The organism is Streptomyces sp. NPDC008086 (assembly GCF_042957325.1).
GTDB lineage: Bacteria > Actinomycetota > Actinomycetes > Streptomycetales > Streptomycetaceae > Streptomyces.
The window spans coordinates 1,274,167-1,297,130 of record NZ_JBIBIA010000001.1; the positions used below are offsets into that span (position 1 = coordinate 1,274,167).

Annotated in this window: 10 protein-coding genes; 8 read left to right on the top strand and 2 right to left on the bottom strand. The window is 73.0% G+C overall.

Annotation, left to right across the window (positions count from 1 at the left end; translation table 11 throughout):
• The first annotated feature begins 34 nt into the window (after positions 1 to 34).
• From ACFZBP_RS05375 to ACFZBP_RS05395, 5 genes are all read left to right on the top strand, one after another.
• Complete coding sequence (locus tag ACFZBP_RS05375) at positions 35 to 5,626, top strand: SDR family NAD(P)-dependent oxidoreductase (protein ID WP_391410133.1); 5,592 nt, start codon at positions 35 to 37, stop codon at positions 5,624 to 5,626.
• A gap of 94 nt (positions 5,627 to 5,720) precedes the next feature.
• On the top strand, positions 5,721 to 12,203 hold the full coding sequence (locus ACFZBP_RS05380; protein ID WP_391410135.1) for a thioester reductase domain-containing protein: 6,483 nt from the start codon (positions 5,721 to 5,723) through the stop codon (positions 12,201 to 12,203).
• Between the two features lie 54 nt (positions 12,204 to 12,257).
• Positions 12,258 to 13,604, top strand: coding sequence for an FAD-dependent monooxygenase (locus ACFZBP_RS05385; protein ID WP_391410137.1), 1,347 nt, complete (start codon positions 12,258 to 12,260; stop codon positions 13,602 to 13,604).
• A gap of 87 nt (positions 13,605 to 13,691) precedes the next feature.
• The gene (locus tag ACFZBP_RS05390) at positions 13,692 to 14,528 is read left to right on the top strand and encodes an NAD(P)H-binding protein (RefSeq protein WP_391410139.1); all 837 of its coding nucleotides are present in this window, start codon (positions 13,692 to 13,694) and stop codon (positions 14,526 to 14,528) included.
• Positions 14,529 to 14,703: 175 nt separating this feature from the next.
• Positions 14,704 to 15,132, top strand: a complete 429-nt coding sequence (locus ACFZBP_RS05395) for a DUF4440 domain-containing protein (RefSeq protein ID WP_234763416.1) — start codon at positions 14,704 to 14,706, stop codon at positions 15,130 to 15,132.
• On the opposite strand, the gene ACFZBP_RS05400 is transcribed toward ACFZBP_RS05395, so the two are convergent.
• Positions 15,084 to 16,196: a helix-turn-helix domain-containing protein gene (locus ACFZBP_RS05400; protein WP_383456617.1), complete on the bottom strand. Its 1,113-nt coding sequence runs from the start codon at positions 16,194 to 16,196 to the stop codon at positions 15,084 to 15,086. The two genes, ACFZBP_RS05395 and ACFZBP_RS05400, sit on opposite strands and share 49 nt — an antisense overlap.
• 153 nt (positions 16,197 to 16,349) lie before the next feature.
• Between ACFZBP_RS05400 and ACFZBP_RS05405 the strand changes: the two genes are divergently transcribed.
• From ACFZBP_RS05405 to ACFZBP_RS05415, 3 genes are all read left to right on the top strand, one after another.
• On the top strand, positions 16,350 to 17,243 hold the full coding sequence (locus tag ACFZBP_RS05405; protein ID WP_383456621.1) for an NAD(P)-dependent oxidoreductase: 894 nt from the start codon (positions 16,350 to 16,352) through the stop codon (positions 17,241 to 17,243).
• A 247-nt stretch (positions 17,244 to 17,490) separates the two neighbouring features.
• The gene (locus tag ACFZBP_RS05410) at positions 17,491 to 19,026 is read left to right on the top strand and encodes an FAD-dependent oxidoreductase (RefSeq protein WP_391410143.1); all 1,536 of its coding nucleotides are present in this window, start codon (positions 17,491 to 17,493) and stop codon (positions 19,024 to 19,026) included.
• Between the two features lie 181 nt (positions 19,027 to 19,207).
• Positions 19,208 to 20,395 carry a cytochrome P450 gene (locus tag ACFZBP_RS05415; protein ID WP_383456628.1) on the top strand — a complete coding sequence of 396 codons (1,188 nt, stop codon included), beginning with the start codon at positions 19,208 to 19,210 and terminating at the stop codon, positions 20,393 to 20,395.
• Here ACFZBP_RS05415 and ACFZBP_RS05420 read toward each other — a convergent pair.
• Entirely contained in the window at positions 20,372 to 22,858 is a 2,487-nt protein-coding gene (locus ACFZBP_RS05420) for a BTAD domain-containing putative transcriptional regulator (protein WP_391410146.1), read from the bottom strand. The genes ACFZBP_RS05415 and ACFZBP_RS05420 overlap by 24 nt on opposite strands.
• Between the last annotated feature and the right edge of the window lie 106 nt (positions 22,859 to 22,964).

Below are 22,964 nucleotides of genomic sequence, written 5' to 3' on the forward strand. Positions count from 1 at the left end.
TTCCCTGCCGATTTCCCCATGGAGCTGAGACGACGTGACGACCGACGAGAACCAACTCCGCCAGTACCTCAAGCGTGCGGTCGCCGACGCCCGCGCGAGCCGCAAGCGGCTGCGCGAGGTGGAGGAGCGGGAGCAGGAGCCCATCGCGATCATCGGGATGGCGTGCCGCTACCCCGGCGGCGTGCGCTCCCCGGAGCAGCTGTGGCAGGTCGTCGCCGACGGCGTCGACGCGGTGTCGCCCTTCCCCGAGGGCCGTGGCTGGGACGTCGACGACCTCTACGACCCCGACCCGGAGGCGGTCGGCAAGTCGTACACCCGGTACGGCGGGTTCCTGCACGACGCGGACCTGTTCGACCCGGAGTTCTTCGGGATGTCGCCCCGTGAGGCGCTGGCCACCGACCCGCAGCAGCGGCTGCTCCTGGAGACCGCGTGGGAGGCGTTCGAGCGGGCGCGGATCGTGCCCGAGTCGGTGCGGGGCAGCCGTACCGGGGTGTTCGTCGGGGCGATGTACAACGACTACGGTTCGCGGCCCCACCTGCCTGCCGAGGAGTTCGAGGGCTATCTGTACGGCGGCAGCGCGGGCAGTGTCGCCTCGGGCCGGCTCGCCTACACCTTCGGGCTGGAGGGGCCGGCGGTCACCGTCGACACGGCGTGCTCGTCCTCGCTGGTCGCCGCGCATCTCGCGGCGACGGCGCTGCGCCGGGGCGAGGCCGATCTGGCGCTGGCCGGCGGGGTGACGGTGATGTCGACACCCACCTCGTTCGTGGAGTTCTCCCGGCTGCGCGGGCTGTCGCCCGACGGCCGGTGCCGGTCCTTCGCGGCGTCCGCCGACGGCACCGGCTGGGCGGAGGGCGTCGGTCTGCTGCTGCTCGCCCGGCTCTCCTACGCGCGGCGCGAGGGCCACCCCGTGCTGGCCGTGATCAAGGGGTCGGCGATCAACCAGGACGGCGCCAGCAACGGGCTCACCGCGCCCAACGGGCCCGCTCAGGAACGGGTGATCCGTCAGGCGCTCACCAGCGCGGGTCTGTCGCCGACCGACGTCGACGCGGTCGAGGCGCACGGTACGGGGACGACGCTCGGCGACCCGATCGAGGCGCGGGCGCTGCTCGCCACGTACGGCAAGGACCGGGCCGCCGACCGGCCGCTGTGGCTGGGCTCGCTCAAGTCCAACATCGGACACGCGCAGGCCGCGGCCGGCGTCGGCGGCATCATCAAGATGGTCGAGGCGATCCGCCACGGGATCCTCCCGAGGACCCTGCACGCCGAGGAGCCCTCTCCCCACATCGACTGGGACAGCGGCGCCCTCGCCCTCCTCACCGAGCCCCGCGCCTGGCCGGAGACCGGTCGCCCCCGCCGCGCCGCCGTCTCGTCGTTCGGCTTCAGCGGCACGAACGCCCACGTGATCGTGGAGGAGGCGACGGAGGACACGACAGAGGCAGGTGAGGGGGCCGACGGCCCGACCGAGGGCACCGCCGGGCAGGGCGAGGGCGGGCCCGTGCGGGCTCCACGGCATCCTGCCGGAGGCGAGTCCTTCGAGTGGCCCGGCCGCCCCCTGCCGCTGGTCCTGTCCGCCAAGGGCGAGCCCGCCCTCGCCGGGCAGGCCCGGCAGTTGCTGGACCTGCTTGCCGCGAGCGAGACCGCTCGGGTCCGCGACGGCGGCCCCACTGTCGCCGACATCGCCCACGCCCTGGTCACCACGCGGGCCGCGTTGGACGACCGGGCCGTGGTCGTCGGTGCCGACCTCGACGCGCTGACCGCCGGGCTGACCGCGCTCGCCGAGGGGAGCGGGGCCCCGAACGTGGTGCGCGGTGGTCGTGCCGGAGCGTCGCGGGTGGCGTTCGTGTTTCCCGGGCAGGGATCCCAGTGGGCCGGCATGGCGGCCGAACTGCTGGACGCCTCACCGGTGTTCGCGGCAGCCATGGCCGACTGCGGGGCGGCGCTCGCACCGGTCACCGACTGGGATCTGATCGAGACCGTACGGGCCCGGCAGCCCCTGGAGCGGGTGGACGTGGTCCAGCCGGCACTGTGGGCGATCATGGTCTCGCTCGCGGCGGTGTGGCGTGCCCACGGGGTGCGGCCCGCCGCCGTGATCGGCCACTCCCAGGGGGAGATCGCCGCCGCGTGCGTGGCCGGCGCGCTGTCCCTGGCCGACGGCGCCCGGGTCGTGGCCCTGCGTGCCCGCGCCATCGCCGAGGACCTCTCCGGCCGGGGCGGCATGATGTCGGTCGCGCTGCCCGAACCCCGCGTGCGCGAACTGATCGACGGCTACGGCGGCCGGGTCGCGGTGGCCGCCGTCAACGGCGCCGCGTCCGTGGTGCTCTCCGGTGACGGCGACGCCCTGGACGAGCTGCGCGAGACGGTCCTGGCCGACGGCGGCCGCGCCAAGCGCCTCCCGGTGGACTACGCCTCGCACTGCGCGCACGTCGAGTCGATCCGTGAGCGGCTGCTGGCCGACCTGGCGGGCATCGAGGCCCGCCCCTCCGAGGTGCCGTTCTACTCCACCGTCACCGGCGGCCTGTTCGACACCACGGGTCTGGACGCCACGTACTGGTACACCAACCTGCGGCAGAGCGTGCTGTTCGAGCCGACCACGCGGACCCTGCTGGACGGCGGCCACGGTGTCTTCGTCGAGTGCAGCCCGCACCCGGTGCTGCTGCACAGCATCGAGGAGACCGCCGACGTCGTGGGCACGGCCGTCGTCGGCGTCGGCTCGCTCCGCCGCGACCACGGCGGGCCCGACCGGGTGCTGGCCGCGCTGGGCGAGGCGTTCGTGGCCGGGGTCCCGGTGGACTGGCCGGTGGTGTTCGAGGGCCTGCCGGTGCGCCCCGTCGAGCTGCCGACGTACCCGTTCCAGCGCGAGCGGTACTGGCTGGAGCAGTCGGCGCCCGCGTACGCGGCGGGCCCCGGCCCCTTGGACCACCCCCTGCTGGGTACGGCGGTCACGGTGGCCGGCGCGGACGAGGTGCTGTTCACCGGCCGGGTCGCGGCGGCCGCCCAGCCGTGGCTGTCCGGGCACACCGTGTCCGGCACCGTCGTGCTGCCGTCGGCGGCCCTGGTCGACGCGGTCGTGCGGGCGGGCGCCGAAGCGGGCTGCCCGGTGGTGGACGAACTGGACGTGCGGGCCCCGCTCGCCGTCCCCGACACCGGTGACGTCCCGCTCCAGGTGCGGGTCGGCGCACCGGACGACTCGGGCCGGCGCCCTGTCACCGTGCACGCCCTGCCGGATGCCGGCACCGGGGAGTGGGCGGAGCTGGCCTGCGGGACCCTGCGCGCCGAGGACGGCACGGTTGCCGGCCCCGCGGGGAGCGCCGACGGCGTCGAGGTGCGGCTCCCGGAGGAGTACGCCGCCGACGCCGGCCGTCACGTCCTGCATCCGGCGCTGCTGGAGACCGCTCTCGCGGTGGACGGGGGCGAGCCGTTCGCGGTCCGCTGGCGCGGGGTGCGGCTGCACGCCCCCGGCGTGACCGCCGTACGGGCCCGGCTCGCCCCTGCCGGGCAGAGCGCCGGGGAGGCCGACGCGGAGGAGGGGGTCGTGTCCGTCGTGCTGACCGGTCCGGACGGGGCGCTCGTCGCCACCGTCGACTCCGTCGTCCGGCGCTCCCCCGAGCCGTCGGAACTCATCGGCGGCCCTGGCCCGCTGCGGGCCCTGCACCACGTCACCTGGACGCCGCTCGCCCCCCGTCGGCCGGACCGGCCGATCGCCTGGGCGGCCCTGGAGCGCCTGCCGGGCGAGGGGCCCGGGGAGACGTACGCGGCACACCGGGCGTACGACGGCGAGTCCGGCGTTCCCTCCTACGAGGACCTCGCCGCCCTCGGCCGCGCGGTCGAGTCCGGTACGGCGGTCGACGCCCTCCTCGTCCATCTCCCGGCGGCCGGCAACGACACCGAGGTCGTGGACGGCGTGCACTCGGCGACCGGGAGGGCGCTGGCCCTGCTCCAGGCCTGGGTGGCCGACGAACGGCTGGCCGCGATCCGGCTCGTGCTGGTCACCAGGGGCGCGGTGGCCGCCACGGCCGACGAGGTGCCGCACCTCGACGCGGCGGCGGTCCGGGGCCTGGTGCGCTCGGCGCAGTCGGAGAACCCGGACCGGATCGTCCTGGTGGACGCCCCCGGTACGGGCGCGGACGCCGCGCAGGTCCCCCCGGCGCTCCTGGCCGCCCTGCTCGCCACGGACGAACCGCAGGCCGCCGTACGCGACGGCCGGCTCCTGGTGCCCCGGCTGCACCGGGTCGCCCGGGCCGACACGGGCGACGGCACGGCCCCCCGCTGGCGCCCGGACGGCACGGTCCTCGTCACCGGCGGCACGGGGGCGCTCGGCGCCGCGGTGGCCCGGCACCTCGTCGTCGAGCACGGCGTCCGGCGGCTGCTGCTGACCTCCCGCCGGGGTGAACGGGCTCCGGGGGCCGGGGAGTTGCGTGCCGAGCTCACCGGGCTCGGGGCCGAGGTGCGGATCGAGGCGTGCGACGTCGCCGACCGTGACGCGCTCAAGGCGCTGCTCTCCGAGATACCGGCCGCGCACGCGCTGACCGGGGTCGTGCACGCGGCCGGGGTCCTGGACAACGCTCTGCTCCCGGCGCTGACGTCCGATCAGCTGGACGCGGTAATGGGCCCGAAGGCGGACGCCGCGTGGCATCTGCACGAGCTGACCCATGAGGACGAACTGGCGGCGTTCGTGCTGTTCTCCTCGGTCGTGGGCGTGTTCGGCGGTCCGGGTCAGGCCAACTACGCGGCGGCCGGGGCCTTCCTGGACGCGCTGGCCGAGCGGCGTCGCGCCGAGGGCCTGCCGGCCAGCTCGCCGGCCTGGGGGCTGTGGGAGGTCGAGGGCGGGATCAACGCGGGGCTCACCCCGGCCGACCGGTCCCGTTTCGCCCACGACGGCTTCGTACCGACGAGCACGGCCGAGGGACTGGCGCTGTTCGACGCGGCGCTGACGGTACGTCATCCATCGCTCACGGCGGTGCCGTTCGACCTCGCGGCGGTACGGGCCTGCGGCGATCCGGTTCCGCCGCTGCTGCGGGCCCTGTTGCCGGTGGCCGACCGCCGCCCGGAGCGGACCGGCGCCGAGGGGGGCGTGCCCCTCACGGAGCGCCTCGCCGGGATGGACGCGGGCGAGCGGCGGGAGTTCGTGCTGGACCTGGTGCGTGGCGAGGTGGCCGTCGTGCTGGGCTTCCGCGACCCGGCCGCCGTCGAGTCCCAACGGCCCTTCCAGGAGCTGGGGTTCGACTCGCTCACCGCCGTGCAGCTGCGCAACCGGCTGGGCGCGGTCAGCGGCGTCCGGCTGCCGGCGACCGTGGTGTTCGACCATCCGACCCCGGCGGCCCTCACCGCGTTCCTGCTCGCCGGGCTCGGGTCCGGGGAGGAGCCCGGCGAGCGATCCCCGCTCCTGGCCGAGCTCGACAAGCTGGAGGAGATCCTCTCGACGGCCGCCGGCACCGAGAACTCCGGTGTCGCCGAGGCGGACGAACGCGCCGCCGTCACCGTCCGGTTGCAGACGATCCTGTCGCGCTGGATGGACGCCTGGGGCGACACGCCCGGCGATCTGGGCCCGGCGGACCCGCTGGAGTCGGCCTCGACAGACGAACTCCTCGACTTCATCGACAACGAGCTCGGCCGCGCGGGCAGCTGATGCCCCGTGCCGAAGCGCCGTCCCGTACGCCCCGGTGTCCCGCACCGCTGTCACTGCACGTCACTGCCGTCCCCGAGAAGATGTGAGTCACCCCATGGCGGATGAGAAGAAGCTGGCCGACTACCTGAAATGGGTCACGGCCGATCTGCGGAAGGCACGCAGCCGCATCGCCGAGCTGGAGTCCGGACGGCTGGAGCCGGTCGCGATCGTCGGCATGGCCTGCCGCTACCCCGGCGGGGTGGCCTCGGCCGACGATCTGTGGCGGCTGGTCTCCGAGGGCCGGGACGCCATCTCGGATTTCCCCGCCGACCGGGGCTGGGACCTGGAGGGGCTGTACGACGCCGACCCGGACACGCCCGGCACGTCGTACACCCGCGAGGGCGGGTTCCTGGACGGCGCGGCCGACTTCGACGCCGCGTTCTTCGGGATCTCCCCGCGCGAGGCGCTGTCGATGGACCCGCAGCAGCGGGTGCTGCTGGAGACCGCCTGGGAGACCTTCGAGCACGCGGGCATCGACCCGACTGGGCTGAAGGCGTCCAACGTGGGTGTCTTCGTCGGCGCGGTGGAACAGACGTACCTCGGTCTGGAAGGGCCCGAGGAGTTCGAGGGCTATCTGATGACCGGCAAGCTCGGCAGTGTGGTCTCCGGCCGGGTCTCGTACTCGTTCGGGTTCGAGGGGCCCGCCGTCACGGTGGACACGGCGTGCTCCTCGTCGCTGGTCGCGCTGCATCTCGCGGCGCAGTCCGTGCGCAGCGGGGAGTCGGCGCTCGCCCTGGCGGGCGGGGTGACGATCACTGGTACGCCGGGCGGGTTCGTCGACTTCTCCCGGCAGCGGGGTCTCGCCGCCGACGGCCGGTGCAAGTCGTTCGCGGCCGCCGCCGACGGGACCAGCTGGTCGGAGGGCGCGGGGCTGCTCCTCGTGGAGCGGCTCTCCGACGCCGTACGCAACGGACATCGCGTGCTGGCGGTGCTGCGGGCCACCGCCGTCAACCAGGACGGCGCCTCCAACGGGCTCACCGCGCCGAGCGGCCCGGCCCAGGAGCGGGTCATCCGCCAGGCGCTCGCCGAGGCGCGGCTGGACGCGGCGGACGTGGACGCGGTCGAGGCGCACGGCACCGGCACCCGGCTGGGCGACCCGATCGAGGCCCAGGGGCTGGTGCGCACCTACGGCGCGGCCCACCCGACCGAGCGTCCGCTGTACCTGGGGTCGCTGAAGTCCAACATCGGGCACGCGGCCGCCGCGGCCGGGGTGGGCGGCGTCATCAAGATGGTCCAGGCGATGCGGCACGGGGTGCTGCCCAGGACCCTGCACGTCGACCGGCCGACGCCGCTGGTCGACTGGTCCGACGGCGCGGTGGAACTGCTGACCGAGGAGCGGCCCTGGCCGCACACGGGCCGCCCGCGCCGCGCCGCCGTCTCCGCGTTCGGGGTGAGCGGCACCAACGCCCACGTGATCATCGAGCAGGCCCCCGAGCCGACGGAGGCACCGGCGGAGACGACGCGCCCGGCGAACGCCCTGCCCCCCGCTCCCCCGGTCCCCCTCCCCGCCGTCCCCTGGCCTCTGTCCGCGCGGACGGCCGGTGCCGTTGTGGCGCAGGCGGAGCGGCTGGCCGAGTTCGTCGAGCGGCATCCTGAGGTGTCGGCGCAGGACGTGGCACACGCGCTGGCCACCACGCGGGCCGGGCTGGAGCACCGGGCCGTGGTGGTGGGCGCCGATCGCGCCGAACTCCTCGCCGCGCTGCGCGCGTTCACGCCGGACGCGGTGGCCCCGGCCCTGCCGCGCGGCGCGACCGGCACCGGCAGGCTCGGCTTCCTGTTCACGGGGCAGGGTGCCCAGCGCGCCGCGATGGGCCTCGAACTGCATGCCGCGTTCCCGGCGTTCGCGGCGGCCTTCGACGAGGTGTGCGCGCACCTCGACCCGCTGCTGGACCGGCCGCTGCGCGAGGTGATCGCGTCGGGCGACCGACTCGACGAGACGGGCTACGCCCAGCCCGCCCTGTTCGCCGTCGAGGTGGCGCTGTACCGGCTGTTCGAGTCATGGGGCGTACGGCCCGACCTGCTCGCCGGGCACTCGGTCGGCGAACTGGCCGCCGCGCATGTGGCGGGTGTCCTCACCGTCGCGGACGCGGCGGTCGTGGTCGCCGCCCGGGGCCGGCTGATGCAGGCCCTGCCGAGGGGCGGGGCGATGGTGGCGCTGCAGGCCACGGCCGACGAGGTCGAGCCACTCCTCGCCGGGGCCGGCGGGCGTGTGGGCGTGGCGGCGCTCAACGGCCCCTCGTCCACGGTGGTGTCGGGCGACGAGGACGCGGTCGCCGCGATCACGTCCACGGTCCGCTCGTGGGGCCGCGCGACCAAGCGGCTGGTGGTCAGCCACGCGTTCCACTCCCCCCTGATGGAGCCGATGCTGGAGGAGTTCGGCCGGGTCGTGCGGGGTGTGACCCTGAACGCGCCGGAGATCCCCCTGGTGTCCACGGTCACCGGCCGCATCGCCACCGAGGCGGAACTGCGCTCGCCCGACTACTGGATCCAGCAGGTACGGCAGCCGGTCCGCTTCCTGGACGCGGTCCGCACCCTCGCCGAGCGGCAGGTGACCACCACCCTGGAGCTGGGCCCGGCCGGGGTGCTCACGGCGATGGTCGACGACTGCGTGTCCGGCGTCGGTGCGGTGACCGCCGTCGCCGCCGTACGGTCCGGCCTGTCTGAGCCCATGGCCGCGGTGGCGGCGCTGGGGCGGCTGTGGAGCGCGGGCGTGCCCGTGGACTGGCCCGCCTTCTTCGCCCCGGCCGGGCCCCGGCGGCGGGTGGACCTGCCGAGCTACGCGTTCCAGCGCAAGCGCTACTGGCTGGAGTCCGGCCCCGCCGAGGCGTCCGGGCGCTCCGGGGGCGCGGCCGGCCATCCGCTGGTGGACGCGGCGGTCGAGATCGCCGGCCGTGACGAGCTGGTCCTCACCGCCCGTTTCACGGCCCGCTCGGCCCCGTGGCTCGCCGGGCACACCCGTCATGGCGAGGTCGTGCTGCCCGTCTCCGCGCTGCTGGACGTGGTGTTCCGCGCGGCCGACGAGGTCGGCTGCACGGTCGTGGACGAGCTGACCATGCGCCGCCCGATCGTCCTCCCCGAACGCTCGCGGATCCGGGTCCAGTTGACCGTCGGCGCGCCGGACCCCACGGGCACCCGCGCGTTCACCGTCCACACGGGCGCCGACGAGGACCACCCGGCGTGGACCGTCGCCGCCTCGGGGACCCTGAGTCCCGCCGGCCGGGAGGCCCCGTTCGAGCTGGGGGCCTGGCCGCCGGCGGGCGCGGAGGCCCTGGACGGGGCCGACGGGGAGCGGGCGGCGTACCCGGGTGTCTCGGCCGTCCGGCACCGCGACGGGGAGCTGTTCGCCGAGGTCGCGCCCGCCGAGGGCACCGACGTCGCCGGGTACGGGCTGCACCCGGCGCTGCTGGAGGCCGCTCTGCACGGCACGCTGCTCGCGGCCGGGCGGGGTGGGGTCGTCGCGGAGGTGCGCGGGGCCCGGCTGCACGCGGTCGGCGCCTCCGCGCTGCGGGTGCGGCTGACCCCCGGTGCCGAGGGCGGCTGGGCGGTACGGCTCGCCGACCCGTCCGGGCGGCCGGTCGCGTCGATCGCCTCGGCCGTCGCCCGCCCGGTGGACGCGGCCGAGGTCGCCGTGGCCCGGTCGCGTCCGCTGGACTCGCTGTTCCGGGTCGCCTGGAACCCGGTCGTTCCGGAGGACCGGGACTGCGCCGCGCTGGCCGTGCTGGAGACGGGCTGCGGGGACCTCGGGTTCGAGGACGTCCGCAGGATCGCCGATGTGGACACGGCCCTGGACTCGCCGGTCCCGTTCGACGCGCTGCTCGCCCCGTTCGTGTTCGCGCCGGGCGGCGATGTGGCGGCACGGGCGCAGGAGGCGACCCGGCGGGCGCTGGCCCTCGTCCGGTCCTGGCCGTCGGACGAGCGGTCGGCCGACACCCCGCTGGTCGTGGTGACCCGGGGCGCGGTCGCCACCGGCCGGGGCGCCGACCGGCGGGCCGGCGTGTCCGACCTGGTCGCCGCCCCGGTGTGGGGTCTGCTGCGCTCGGCCCAGTCGGAGATGCCCGGCCGGATCATGCTGGTCGACCTGGACGACGACCCGGCGTCGGCGGAGGCCCTGCCCTCGATCGTCGCCTCCGGCGAACCCCAGGTCGCGGTGCGCGGCGGGACGGTGCTGGTCCCGCGTGTGGCCAGGCCGGCGCCGGCCGACGACGTGCCGGCGCCCACGCCCTGGCGGCGCGACGGCACGGTCCTGATCACCGGTGGTACGGGGGCGCTGGGTGCCCTCTTCGCGCGACACCTGGTCCGGGAGCACGGGGTGTCGCGGCTGCTGCTGGTCAGCCGCAGCGGCCCGGCGGCCCCCGGTGCGGACGCACTCGCCGACGAGCTGGCCGAGCTGGGCGCCAAGGTGACGATCACGGCGTGCGACCTGGCGGACCGGGAGGCCCTCGGTGCCCTGCTCGCGACCGTCCCGGCGGAGCACCCCCTCACCGGGGTCGTGCACACGGCCGGTGTGAACGACGACGGGATGATCGCGGACCTGACCCCGGAACGGCTGGCGGCCGTGCTGCGCCCCAAGGTGGAGGCGGCATGGAACCTGCACGAGCTGACGCACGATCACGATCTGTCCGTGTTCGTGCTGTTCTCTTCGGTGGCGGGTCTCGTGGGCGGTCCCGGCCAGGCCAACTACGCCGCCGCGAACACCTTCCTCGACGCGCTCGCCGAGCACCGTGCCGCCGCCGGTCTGCCCGCGACCTCGGTGGCGTGGGGCCTTTGGGACGCGGCCGGCGGCATGGGCGGCGCACTCGGCGAGGCCGACCTGAAGCGGATCGCCCGCACCGGTCTGCTGCCGGTGACCGAGGAGCACGGGCCGGGTCTCCTCGACGCCGCGCTGCGGCTGGGCCGGCCGGCGCTCGTGGCCACACCCCTCGACGTGGCCGCCCTGCGCGCCCGCCCCGCCCAGGTCCCGAGCGTCTTCGCCGGTCTGGCGCGGACACCGGCCCGGCCGTCCGCCCAGGACGACGCCGAGGACACGCGGTCGCTGGCGCAGCGCCTGGACGGGCTGCCGGAGGAGCGACAGCGAGAGATCGCGGCGGAGTTCGTGCGCGCCGAGGTCGCCCTGGTGCTCGGGCACCGCGACACGTCGGCGATCGGCCCCGACCGGCTCTTCACCGAACTCGGCTTCGACTCGCTGATCTCGGTGGAGCTGCGCAACCGGCTCGGCGCCGCCACGGGACTCCGACTCTCGGCCTCCGTGGTCTTCGAGCACCCGACCCCGGCGGCGCTGACGAAGCACCTGTGCGCCGAACTGCTCACGACGGCCGCGGAAGCGGCCCCCGCGGCCGTGGACTTCGCCGCGGAGGTGCGGCTCGACGACGACGTACGGCCGGCCGGCGAGATCAGCCGGGTCTCCGTCGACCCCCGCGAGATCCTTCTGACCGGGGCCACCGGGTTCCTCGGGGCGTTCCTCCTGCGCGACCTGATGCGCTCGACGCGGGCTCGTGTGCACTGCCTGGTGCGCGGCGCCGACCGGGCCGACGCCGAACGGCGACTGCGAGCGAACCTGGAGTGGTACGAAGTCGTCGACGAGGTGGACCCGGACCGGATCTCCGTGGTCGTCGGCGACCTCTCCGCGCCACGGCTGGGGCTGACGGAGGACGAGTTCGACGATCTGGCGCGCTTCGTCGACGTCGTCTACCACGCGGGCGCCACGGTGAGCTGGCTGCGGCCGTACACCGAGCTGCGGCGGTCCAACGTGGACGGGACGCGGGAGGTGCTGCGGCTGGCAGCCCGGCACCGCACCGTGCCCGTGCACCACGTCTCGACGAGCGGTGTCTTCCCGGCGCCCGCGCCCGGCGCCGAAGGCGTCCCGGCGAAGGTGACCGACCCGACCGGCCCCGCCGAGGAGCTGTGGAACGGCTATCTGCAGAGCAAGTGGGTCGCCGAGCAGGTCATCGGGATCGCGCGGGAGCGCGGGCTGCCGGTCTCGATGTACCGGGTGGACGTGGTCTGCGGCGACCAGCGGGCCGGTGCCTGCCAGACGAAGGACTTCGTCTGGCTGAGCCTGAAGGGCCTGCTCCGGGCGGGCGCGGTGCCGGACCGGCTCGCCGGGTCCTTCCACATGGTGCCGGTGGACTACGTCAGCGGGACGATCACCACCCTCGCGACCCGGGAGGAGGCCGCGGGCTGCACGTTCCACCTGTTCAACGAGCAGCACCAGGCCTTCGCCGACCTCGTCGACCATCTCCGGTCGTACGGCTACGAGTTGCCGGTCCTGGACTGGGACAGCTGGCGGGAGCGGGTGCGGGCCGACCGCGACAACGCGCTGGTGCCGCTGCTCGACGCCTTCGAGGCCCTCATGGCGGGCGACGGCCGCGCGACCTACCCGCCGCTGGACGTGTCGGAGACGGAGCAGGCCCTGGTCGGCACCGGCATCGAGTGCCCGGAGATCGGGCGCGAGCTGTTCGAGAAGTACGTGGGGTTCTTCGAGCGCGCCGGCTACTTCCCGAAGGCCGGCGCCCACCGGGTGCCGGCGGCCGACGCATGAGCCGCGCCCCCCTGCGCGCGGCCAGGGATTTCTACACAGTGAGGAGCGACAACCGTGGGTACAGCTGAGCGGAACCGCGCGATCGTGCTGGGCGCGAGCATGGCCGGGCTGCTGGCGGCGCGTGTGCTGGCGGACGCGTACGACGAGGTCGTCGTGGTGGACCGGGACGAGCTGACGGACGACGACCTGCCACGCAAGGGCGTGCCGCAGGGCAACCACGTCCACGCCCTGCTGGCGCGTGGCCGGCACATCATCGAGGAGTTGCTGCCCGGCATCACCGACGAGCTGATCTCGACCGGCGCTGTGACCGGTGACGTCACCGCGAATGTGCGCTGGGTCATGGAGGGGCGGCGGATGCCGCAGCCCCACTCGGACATGCTTCTGCTGTCGATGAGCCGGCCGCATCTGGAGCAGCGGGTGCGGACCCGGGTGCGGGCGCTGCCGAACGTGTCGTTCCTGCACCGGCACGACATCACCGGGCTGCTGACGTCGGAGGACCGGCGGACGGTCGTCGGGGTGTCGGTGGTGGGGGGCGGCCACTCGCGCGAGCTGGCCGCGGATCTGGTGGTGGACGCCACCGGACGACGCTCCCGCACCCCGGCGTGGCTGGCGGAGCTGGGTTTCCCGGAGGTGGCGGAGGACCAGCAGCGGATCGGGGTCGGTTACACCACGCAGTACTTCCGGCTTCCGCCGGAGCTGATGGGCGACGACATCTCCATCGACGTGGTGGCCTCGCCGGAGACCGGGCGCGGCGCGATCTGCGCCACCATCGAGGGCGGCCGCACGGTGGTGACGGCGTACGGCTTCCTCAGCGACTACCCGCCCCACGACTCGGAGGGGTTCCTCACGTTCCTGAAGTCACTGTCGGGGACCGACATCTACGACACGGTGAAGGATCACGAGCCGTTGGGCGACCCGGTGGCGTACCGCTTCCCGGCGAACCTGCGCCGCCGCTACGAGCTGATGACCTCGTTCCCCGCCGGGCTGCTCGTCCTCGGCGACGCGGTGTGCAGCTTCAACCCGGTGTACGGGCAGGGCATGACGGTCGCCGCCCTGGGTGCCATGGTGCTCCGCGACCATGTGTCCCGGCCGGGCGCGCCGCGTGCCGAGGAGTACTTCACCGACCTCGCCGAGGGGGCCGTGGACGCGGTGTGGTCGATGACGACCGGCGCCGACCTCGCCTTCCCGGGCGTCGAGGGCGAGCGCACCGAGGAGTGGCGGGAGGAGCAGGCGTATGTGGGGCAGCTCCTGGAGGCGGCCACCCGCGACCACTCGCTGCTGACCTCGTACGCCCGTGTGGTCTTCCTGGTCGACCCGCCGGAGGCGCTGGTCGCGCCGGAGATCCAGTCGGCCGTCCGCGCGGCGTCCCCGGACGCCCCCCTGGCGACCGAGCCCCACTGACCCTTCCCCTCCGGCTGTCCCCGGACTTCCCCGACAGCTTCTCTCTGACGGCTTCTTTCTGACGGCTTCTCTCTGACGGCAGGTGACATGAACGACAATCCCGTTCTGGTACTCGGTGGTACGGGCAAGACGGGCCGCCGCGTCGCGCGGCAGCTCGCCGAGCGCGGGCGTACGGCCAGGGTGGCGTCCCGCTCGGGCGCTCGGCGTTTCGACTGGTGGGACAAGGAGACATGGGCGGCGGCCGTCGAGGGCGTCGAGGCGGTCTACGTGGTGGACGAACAGGGGCCGCACGCGGCGGAACTCCTCGCGGACTTCGCCGCGTTCGCCACCCGGCGGGGCGTCGGGCGACTGGTGTTCCTCTCCGCGCGGACCCTGGAGCAATGGGCACACGACGAGGGCAGGTTCGCCGCCGAGCGCGCGGTGCGGGAGTCGGGGGCGGAGTGGACGATCCTGCGGCCCACGTGGTTCTCGCAGAACTTCAGCGAGGACCGGCTGCTGGCGCCGGACGTCGCCGCCGGCGAGGTGATCCTGCCGGACGGTGAGGGCGTCGAACCGTTCATCGACGCCGAGGACATCGCGGCCGTCGCCGTGGCCGCGCTCACCGAGGAGGGGCACGCGGGCGAGCTGTACGTCCTGTCGGGGCCGCGGCTGATGACGTTCCCCGAGTGCGTCGGCCTGATCGCCGAGGCGGCGGGACGGAAGGTCCGCCCGGTCGTGGTGGACCGCGAGGAATACGCCCGGCATCTCGTCGGGCGGGGCTACGCACGGGATTTCGCGGATTTCATGAACGAGCTCTTCGACACCATTCGTGACGGCCGGACGGCTTATCTCTCCGACGGTGTGCGGCGGGCTCTCGGCCGGGAGCCGCGTGACTTCCGGGTATACGCGGCCGAGACGGATTGGGAGGCGGTCTCGGCACGGTAACCGCGGTCTCTCCACAGCTGGTCAGGGGTGGTTACCGGGGTGTGGCCCGGTCGTTCCGGGCGGCCAGTAGCGTTCAACGGGTCGAAATGCGCGGCGCGATGCCCAATCCGCCCGATGTCCATCTGTCAACTCTCGTCCAACTCCCTCGCGGGGGAATGAATGGAGCGGCTCATCCATGGCCAGCGGAAAGTACGACAAGTATTTGTCGAGCGACATCGAGACGCATCAGGAGATGTTCGGCGAGGCGTTCAACTCCGGTGACGCGGACGCCGTCAACTCGATGTACACCGAGGACGCCGTCGGCGTCTGGGACCCGGGAGTGCCGCTGACGGGCCAGGCCCGTCGGGACCGGGTCAAGGAGTTCATGTCCTACGGCCCGACCGTGGACGCGAAGGTGCTCCAGACCCTCGTGACCGGTGACACGGCGATGCTGATCGTCGAGTGGTCGATGGAGACCAAGGACGCCGACGGCAACCCGGAGCACCTGGAGGGCGTCGCGGTGGACGTCCTCCAGCGCGGCGAGGACGGCAACTGGCGTTACGTCGTCGACAACCCCTACGGCGTCAGCGGTCCCCGCACCGCCGAGGAGGCAGCCGGGGCGTAGCCCCTGCGGGGGCCCGGGTGCGCCGGACGTCCGGGCCCCCGTGGGTTCAACCGCCCGTCGGCCAGGGTGTTGCGGCGGGCCGGGGCCGCCCCGAAGGACTGGCGGTAGTCCGTGGGCGTCACCCCGACGTGCAGGGTGAAGTGGCGGCGCAGGTTGGCCGCCGTGCCCAGGCCGCTGAACTCGCTGACCCGCTCGATCGGCAGGTCGGTGGTCTCCAGCAGGGTCTGCGCGTGCGCGAGGCGCTGGTTGAGCAGCCACTTGAGCGGGGTCATCCCGGTGGCGGCCTGGAGGCGCCGGAAGAAGGTCCGGGTGCTCATCCCGGCCTGCTTGGCCATGCTGTCGACGGTGAGGGGCTGGTCGAGGTGGCGGGCGGCCCAGTCCATGACGGGGGCGAGGCTGTCGTCGTCGGTGACCGGGACGGAGAGGTCCACGAACTGGGCCTGTCCGCCCGGCCGGTGGCCGGAGACCACCAGTCGGCGGGCGAGCTGGTTGGCGACGTGGGCGCCGAGGTCGCGGCGCACGATGTGCAGGCACAGGTCGAGTCCGGCCGTCATGCCGGCACTGGTGAGGACCCGGCCCTCGTCGACGTAGAGGACCGAGTCGTCCACCTCGACCTCGGGGTAACGCTTGGCCAGGTCGGCCGTGTTCAGCCAGTGCGCGGCGGCTCTGCGGCCGTTCAGGAGCCCGGCCTCCGCGAGTGCGAACGCCCCGGTGCACAGGGACACCATGCGCGCGCCGGCGTCGTGGGCGCGGCGCAGCGCGTCGACGAACTCGGCCGGGAGGGACTCCCCCCGGTTGACGACGGCGTCCGGCACCGAGGGAACGATCACGGTGTCGGCGGTGACGAGGTCCTCGACGCCGTGGGTGGTGCGGACGGAGAACCCCCGTGCCGGGCCGGCGGCGGAGGGCGGGGTCACCGAGCACACCCGCAGGTCGTACCAGGGGTCGGCGAGGTCCGGCTGGGGATCGCCGAAGACCGCGTAGGCGATGGCCGTCTCGTAGACCTCGCACACCTGCATGTCCGTGTCGTTGACCAGAGCGATGGCGACAGAGCCAGGAGTCATACCGCCAAGCCTACGGCGGGAATTTTGCGAAGGTCGGCACTTCTGCCACTGTCCGCCGCTCGGACCGCGGTGCGAGGGTTGCGGGCAGCGGGTTGACCATCGCCGAGATGCAAACCATGCAAACCACAGCGTGAATTGGAACGGGAGTACGCAATGTCGAACACCAACGCAGCCCAAGCTCCGGTGTCGGTCATCGGTCTGGGCCTGATGGGCCAGGCGTTAGCCGCTGCTTTCCTCAAGGCGGGGCACCCCACCACCGTGTGGAACCGCACGGCCGCCAAGGCCGACCAGCTCGTCGCCGAGGGCGCCACCCGCGCCGGTTCGGTCGAGGACGCGGTCGCGGCGAGCCCGCTGGTCGTCGTCTGCGTCACGGACTACACCGCCGTGCGTGAGCTGCTCGACCCGCTGGCCGGCTCGCTCAAGGGCAAGACCGTGGTGAACCTGACGACGGGCACCTCGACGCAGGCCCGCGAGACCGCCGAGTGGGCGGCGGGCGTGGAGACCACCTACCTCGACGGCGCCATCATGGCGATCCCGCCGGACATCGCCACCGACGCCGCCGTGCTGCTGTACAGCGGTCCGAAGGCGGCCTTCGACGAGCACGAGGCGACGCTGCGCGCACTGGGCGCCGCGGGCACCACGTACCTGGACACCGACCACGGGCTGTCCGCGCTCTACGACATGTCGCTGCTGGGCATCATGTGGGGCATCCTCAACGGCTTCCTCCAGGGCGCCGCCCTGCTGGGCACGGCCAAGGTGAAGGCCACCACCTTCGCACCGCTGGCCAACACGATGATCAACGTGGTCACCGAGTACGTGACCGCGTACGCCCCGCAGATCGACGAGGGCAAGTACCCCGCCGGCGACGCCACCATGACGGTCCACCAGGACGCGATGGAGCACCTCGCGGAGGAGAGCGAGACCCTCGGCATCAACGCCGAGCTGCCCCGCTTCTTCAAGGCGCTCGCCGACCGCGCGGTGGCCGACGGCCACGCCGACAGCGGTTACGCGGCGCTGATCGAGCAGTTCCGCAAGCCCTCCGCCTGACGGACGCGTTCCACCCGGCCTCCGGGATACGGCCCACCAGCCGTATCCCGGGGGCTTTTTGCATTCCGCCTGCACGTAGTTCTCACATTTCAATCCTCGACAACCCATCTGCCGTCCGCCAAACGGAATTACCCGCGGAAGACCGAAAATCGCCGCTGCTCGACTACGTTGGCAGCGTTTTCCGGACACGGTCCGAAGATCCGGGGGAGTGCCCGGCATTCATGCCGGCGACACATCGAGGAGAAATGTGAGTACACCCAACGAGCACGGCGCGATACCGGCCAACGAGAACACGGCGTCCGGTTCCGGCCGGACCGCGTCGCGGCTGCCGCGGCGCACCCTGCTGAAGGCGGCCGGAGCCACCACGCTCGTCACCGCGACGGGTGCGGCCGCCGCACGGCCGGCCGCCGCGGCGGAACTGAAGAACGACTTCGACGTCATCATCGTCGGCGCCGGCCTCGCCGGGGTCACCGCCGCGCGCGAACTGAAGGCCCAGGGCAAGCGCGTCCTCCTGCTGGAGGCGCGCAACCGCATCGGAGGACGGACCTGGACCGACACCTACCAGGGGCAGCAGATCGAGCGCGGCGGCGCCTGGGTGGACCCGCTCCAGCCGTACGTGTGGCGGGAGCTGAACCGCTACAAGCTGCCGATCATCGCCGACGCGGGGGTCGAGCGAAGCATCCTGCCCACCCTCGACGGATTCAAGGAGTACGACCCGACCGAGGCCTACGCCCGCCAGAAGGAGCTGTTCACCCCGTTCTTCGAGGACGGCAACCGAGAGTACTTCGAGCGCCCCTACGAGCCGCTCTACCGCGAGGACCTGGTGCGCAGGCACGACGGGTTCTCGCTGCGCGACCGGCTCGACCAGCTGAAGTACGCCCCTGAGGACGAGATCCGGCTCACCAGCACGACCTCGCTGTACGGCGGCTCCAGCAAGCGCGGCGCGCTGACCCATCTCACCCAGTGGTGGGCGCTGTCCGGCTGGAACTTCGACGGCTTCCACGGCGTCAACACCTACCGTCCGAAGGACGGCACGATCTCTCTGCTCAAGGCCATCCTGGCGGAGGCGGCGCCCACGCTGCGCCTGAACTCCCCGGTGGCCTCGGTCGAGCAGGACGGAAGCCGGGTCCGGGTCGTCACCCGCGCCGGGCAGCAGTTCGTCGCCCCTGAGGTCATCATGGCCGTACCGGTCAACGTGTGGAAGACGATCAGGTTCACCCCGGAGCTGCCGCAGGCGCACCGCACGGCCTCCACCGCGGGCATCGGCGTGCCGCACGAGAAGAAGCTGTGGCTGGACCTGAAGCGGCCCGCCGACCGCTTCGTCGCGGAGGCCCCGGAAGGGCACCCGATCTGCATCATGGGCCGCTTCGACGTGGGCCAGCCGGTGGTGGCGTTCAGTGTGAAGGACACCTTCGACGTACGGGACCGGGGGCAGGTCGAGGCGGCGGTGAAGGACATCCTCCCGGACGCCCAGCTGCTCAGCTACACGGCCCACGACTGGCACGCGGACGAGTTCGCGCTGGGGGTCGGCGCCTTCCGGCAGCCGTTCCAGCTGACCCGGCTGCACCGCGACATCCAGAAGCCGCACGGCCGCGTCAAGTTCGCCGGCGGCGACATCGCCGACGGCTGGAGCGGCTACATGGACGGCGCCGTCGAGTCGGGCATCCGCGTGGCCGGCGGCAAGCCCCTGACCGTCGCCGAGATCGGGCGTCTGACGAGCGCGGCGGCCCTGCGGGCCCCGCAGGTCGACCGCCGGCTGTACCGCTCGATGTCGGCGTTCTGACCCGCGCTCCCGGCCCGGTCTCCCCCTGATCTGCCGACGGTCTACGGGCGGTCTTCGGAAACCGGCGCCGCGTCACCGGCAGCGGACTTCGGTCCGCTGCCGGTTTCAGGTCTCTCACGCATTCCTTCTATTCCCGCGACATTCACCGTGGGCCGAGAAACGCGAGGATAAGGTCAGGATCATGAGCATAACTTCGGATACTCTCGCAAAGGATCCGGCGGAGTCGCTGTTCGCCTGGTTCCGTTCGATGCTCGACACGCAGCCGGTGTACCGGGACCCGGAAAAGGGATGGCAGGTGTTCGGTTACGCCGACATCTCGCGGATCCTCGCCGACACGACCACGTTCTCCTCGGACACCGCCCGTGCGTTCAATCCGCCGCAGCCCGATCTCGACTTCTTCGACATGGGCAATCTGGTGACGACGGACCCGCCCCGGCACCGCCAGCTCCGCTCGGTGATCAGCTCCGTGTTCACCGCACGGGCCGTGACCGGGCTGACGCCCCGGATCGAGAAGATCACCAACGCCCTGCTCGACGGTGTGGGCGACGCCGACCGCTTCGACCTGATCGACTCGCTGGCCTACGCCCTGCCCATCAATGTGATCCTCGAACTGCTGGGCCTGCCGGTCGAGGACGAGCCGCTGTTCCGGGTGTGGGGCGAGGCCCTCGGCACCGTGGACGCCGCGACCGTCCCTCCGGAGCAGTTGGAGAACGAAGTCGCCCCGGCGGTGCGGGAGATGAACGCCTATCTGCTGGAGCACGTACGGCGGCTGCGCAAGAACCCCACCGACGATGTGCTCAGCAGGCTCGCCGGTGCCAAGGTCGACGGCGAGTACCTGGACGACGGTGAGATCGTCGGGGTGACCGGTCTGACCATGTTCGCCGGGCACGCCACCACGATGGCCCTCATCGGCAACGCCGTCCTCCTCTTCGACCAGCACCCGGAGGTGGGGGCCGCGGTGCGCGCGGACCGTTCGCTGCTGCCGGGCGCGCTGGAGGAGGTGCTGCGGCTGCGGCCGCCGTTCCCGAGGCTGGCCCGGATCACCACCGCCGACACCGAGTTGGGCGGTCACACGATCCCCGCCGGGTCTCTGGTGACGCCGTGGATAGGGGCCGCGAACCGGGACGGCTCGCGGTTCCCCGACCCCGACCGGTTCGACATCCACCGCACCACCAACCACCTGGTGTTCGGCCAGGGCATCCACTTCTGCCTCGGCGCGCCGCTGGCCCGTCTCGAGGCGAAGGTCGCCCTGAACATCCTGATGGACCGTTACCGGGACATCGCGGTGGACGAGACCGGCTCCCTGGAGTTCGAGAACCCCAGGCAGCTGATCTCGCCCACTCGTCTACCGATACGGGTGTCCGGCTGACCTCGGCAGGCACGGGTCCGGCGCGGCAGTCTGCGGACCGCCCGCGCCGGGCCCGCACCGCTCGTCCCGGAGGGAGGCCGAGCCCGACGCCAGGATGCGGCGCAACTGGGCGCGACGGGCAGCCGGATCGTCACCCGCCCCCTCCAGCAGCGCCTCCAGCAGTCCCCCGGCGGAGGTGTTCAGACCGCTGGCCGTGGTGGACATCAGGAACTCCAGCAGCCGGTCGATGGCCGCGTCGGAGATCGGCTCCAGGGTGAGCGTGAGTCCGTGCCGGATACCGCTGCCCCACTCCGGGCGCCGTTTGAGCAGCTCCGGCCGGGCGGTGGCGATCACCAGCAGCGGCAGTGAACCCACCGACGGCGCGAGGTCCTTGACGAAGTCGACCAGGACGTCGTCGGCCCAGTGCAGGTCCTCGACGACCACCACGAGCGGGCCCCGCCCCGCGATCTCCGCGAGCAACTGCCGCGACGCGGCCAGGGCGTCGGCGACCGCGACCCGGGTGCTCGCACAGATCTCCGCGTCGAGGAGCGGGTGCAGTCGCGTCAGCATCCACTGCCGCTCGTTCTCGGTCTCGACCAGCCGCTCGACGGTGGCGGTGAGCTTGGCCCGGGTCGTCTCGGCCGAATCGCCCCGCAGGATCCCGCAGCAGGACGCCACCAGGTCGTACAGGACCTCCAGCGGCTCCTCACCGATGACGGGCCGGCTGCGCACCACCAGAAGCCGTACGGCCTCCGGGTTGGCCGCGACCCGGCGCTCGAACTCCATGATGAACCGGGTCTTGCCGATGCCGGGTTCCCCCAGCACCGTCACCAGATGGGGCCTCGTCTGGTGACGGGTGCGCTGGAGCAGGCCGCGCAGCACGTCCAGGTCGTACTCGCGGTCGATCACGGGTACGGCGTGCAGGGCGACGTACTCCTGGCGGAAGCCCCCGACCTGCCAGCCGGGCGAGGAGTCGCCGCGATGGTAGGTGACCGCGAACTCGGTGGCGCGGCGGGTGTCGTCGCAGACCCGGATCTCCCCGGCGGGGGTGAGGTACAGCAGGGTGTGGCACTCGTCGAGGAGAGCGCCGTTGACCGACGGCGGGACCTCGCCGCGGTCGGGTTGGTAGCGGACGAGCGCCTCGCCGGTGGCGACCGCCGCCTGGACGGAGACCCCGCGCGCGGCGGCCGTGGCCGGTCCCGCGGAGGCCGCCGCGACACCGAGGCGGTCGCGGATCGTCATCGCCGCGTGCACCGCCCGTTCGGCGTCGTCCTCGCCGCTGCGGGGCACCCCGAACAGGGCGAGCCAGATCGGGCCGATCGAGGCGGTGACCGTACCGCCGAGGCACTCGACCTCCTCGCGGATGACCGCGGCCGCGTTCTCGGCGGCCTCGTCTATCCGCTCGGGATCGCTGTCGCCGTCCTCCGGGCTGAGCTGGGCGCGCACGATGAGGACGCTGACGTCCTTGCGCTCGGCCACCATGGTCGGCAGCACCGGCGTGGCCGCGGCCGGCGGTTCGACGGCCGGCGGCCGGGTGGCCGGCTCCTCGGGGACCCTGCCCTCGTCGACCCGGCGATCGCGGGGTACGGCCGGGGCGGCGGAGGTCTCCGGCCGCGCGGGTACGGCGTCCGGGCCGACCGGGACGCCCTGGAGGGCTGGTTCCGCGCGGTCCCGGGGGGCACCCGTCATGAGCAACTCGATCTGCTGCCGGACGCCGACCGGGACCAGTGCCGGGTCATGGGCGAGAATGGCCTGCTGCAATGCCTTGAGGACATGACCCGGTTCAAGTCCGAGTTTTTCCACCATTTCGGTGCGGGCGCTGTGATAAACGTCCAATGCGTCCGTCTGCCGCCCCGATCGGTAGAGCGCCAGCATGAGTTGTCCGAGCAGCCGTTCCCGCAGCGGCTCGGTGGCCACGGTTTTCTGCAGCTCGGCGAGGATGCGGTGATGATGACCGCACGCCAACTCCGCCTCGAAGCAGTCCTCCAGGGCGTCCAGGCGGGCGTTACTGACGGAAGTCAACTCCGGCCAGTCAATTCCGGTTTCCACCAGATCCGCCAACACCGGTCCCCGCCAGAGGGCAAGTGCGTCGCGCAGCAACAGGGACGCGTTCTCCGGTGATCCCGCCGCCAGTTCCGCGCGGCCCTTTTCGACCAGCCCCCGGAAGTTGTGAAGATCCGTCCGGTCGGGCGCGACGCGCAGCATGTAGCCCGGGGCCTGGCTCAACAGCTCCACACAGCCCGGGTCACGCTCGTCCGGGGAGAGGGCCCTGCGCAGTCTCCACACGGAGTTCTGCAGTATTTTCCGGGCCGACTGAGGCGCTTTACCTTCCGGCCACAAAGCCTCTATCAACTGACTGCTCGCCACCACCCGGTTGGCGTTCAGCAACAGAAACCCGAGTGTCGCGCGTTGTCTCGTTCCGCCCAGTCCGACCAACTGGTCACTGCAAACGACCTCTAATGGGCCCAGCATTCGAAACCGCATCGCTTACCCCCGTTACAGACTGCTCAAGTTCTTACGAGCGATCGCCTTCGAGGCCCCCTTGCACGGGCATACTCAGGTGTCAACCGTGCCACCCCCGTGTCCCCGT

Bases quoted from the DNA above. Each gene is read 5' to 3' on its own strand.
- ACFZBP_RS05380 (WP_391410135.1), top strand. From the start codon at position 5,721: ATGGCGGATGAGAAGAAGCTGGCCGACTACCTGAAATGGGTCACGGCC.
- ACFZBP_RS05390 (WP_391410139.1), top strand. From the start codon at position 13,692: ATGAACGACAATCCCGTTCTGGTACTCGGTGGTACGGGCAAGACGGGC.
- ACFZBP_RS05395 (WP_234763416.1), top strand. From the start codon at position 14,704: ATGGCCAGCGGAAAGTACGACAAGTATTTGTCGAGCGACATCGAGACG.
- ACFZBP_RS05400 (WP_383456617.1), bottom strand. From the start codon at position 16,196: ATGACTCCTGGCTCTGTCGCCATCGCTCTGGTCAACGACACGGACATG.
- ACFZBP_RS05405 (WP_383456621.1), top strand. From the start codon at position 16,350: ATGTCGAACACCAACGCAGCCCAAGCTCCGGTGTCGGTCATCGGTCTG.
- ACFZBP_RS05415 (WP_383456628.1), top strand. From the start codon at position 19,208: ATGAGCATAACTTCGGATACTCTCGCAAAGGATCCGGCGGAGTCGCTG.
- ACFZBP_RS05420 (WP_391410146.1), bottom strand. From the start codon at position 22,858: ATGCGGTTTCGAATGCTGGGCCCATTAGAGGTCGTTTGCAGTGACCAG.